This is a genomic window from Collimonas sp. OK607 (assembly GCF_900111995.1).
Taxonomy (GTDB): domain Bacteria; phylum Pseudomonadota; class Gammaproteobacteria; order Burkholderiales; family Burkholderiaceae_D; genus Collimonas.
In genome coordinates, this window is record NZ_FOKF01000086.1 from 1 (window position 1) to 1432 (window position 1432).

Sequence of the window (1432 nt, forward strand, 5' to 3'; positions counted from 1 at the left end):
GGCGCTGGATATGCGTGCCGGCATGGACACGCTTCTGGCGCGTGTTGTAAAGGTGTTCGGTGCTGCGCGTCCCCATCATGCCTATTTGTTTGCCAATAAGGGTTCAACACGCATGAAGGTACTGGTGTACGACGGCTTTGGGATTTGGCTGGCCGTTCGCCGTTTGAGCAAAGGACGGTTTGTATGGACGAATGGTCCGATGGCCATCGCAGTTCCGCTCAATCCCGAGCAACTCCGTGCCTTGGTGATTGGCCTGCCATGGCAGTCACTGGCAGAGGGGCACGCCATCTCGTTGTTATAACGCATCACTAAGGTGAGCGCGACGTAAACAGTTGTTGTTCCCTGTTGAATTCGGTTATGGCAAACTGGTTCTCATGATATCGCCTGCCAACCTCGACGACTTGAATCATGACCAGCTTCGCTCATTAGTAGCGGCGCTGATGACGACTGTCACCGACAAAGAGCGCGAGCTGCATTACCGGCAAACGCGCATCGATCAGCTTACCCATGAGATTTCGGTGCTCAGACGTTACCAGTTCGGCAAGCGCAGCGAGCAGCTCGATACCACTCAGGCAAGCCTGCTTGATGAAACCATCGATGCCGATATTGCTGCGATTGAAGCCGAGCTTGAAGAGCTGAGTTCTCCCCCAAAGGGCCATGACGAACGCAAACAGCCCAAGAGAGCATCGTTGCCACCTCAGTTGCCGCGCACTGAGATCCATCACGAACCAGATACCACGACCTGCCGCTGCGGTTGCCAATTGCGCCGCATTGGCGAAGACGTCAGTGAGAAACTCGATTACACGCCAGGCGTGTTCAGCGTCGAGCGCCATATCCGCGGCAAATGGGTCTGCTCGGAATGTACGACGCTGATCCAGGCATCGGTCCCGGCACACGTCATTGATAAGGGCATTCCCACTGCATCTCTGCTGGCGCAGGTGCTGGTGACCAAGTACGCAGACCATACTCCGTTGTACCGACAAGAGAGCATCTTTGGACGGGCCGGCTTGACGCTGCCGCGCTCCACACTCGGTGCCTGGGTTGGTGTCTGCGGGATGCGGTTGCAGCCGCTGGTTGATGCGCTACGCGCTGAAATGCTGCAGCAGGATGTCATTCATGCTGATGAAACACCCGTGCCAATGCTGAGCCCCGGCAAGAAGAAGACGCATCGCGCCTATCTGTGGGCTTATGCCCCCACGCGTTTCGCCTCAATGCGTGCCGTCATTTATGACTTTGCTGATAGTCGCGCCGGCGAACATGCCAGAAATTTCTTAGGTGATTGGCGTGGCGGTCTTGTTTGCGACGATTACGGTGGTTACAAGATGGGATTCCAGCAAGGCATCATTGAGATCGGCTGCATGGCCCATGCACGCCGGAAATTCTTTGATTTGCATGTCTCCAATAAAAGCCAAATTGCCGAACAAGCCTTGAA

General features: G+C 55.6%; 2 protein-coding genes. Both read left to right on the forward strand.

Translation table 11 applies throughout. The features are described from left to right. A partial coding sequence (gene tnpB / locus BM029_RS25465; protein WP_139217352.1) for an IS66 family insertion sequence element accessory protein TnpB occupies nucleotides 1-301 on the forward strand: 301 nt, incomplete at its 5' end. Between the two features lie 73 nt (nucleotides 302-374). Further along, nucleotides 375-1432, forward strand: a 1058-nt coding sequence (locus BM029_RS25470) for an IS66 family transposase (protein ID WP_092440834.1), incomplete at its 3' end; no start/stop codon positions are given.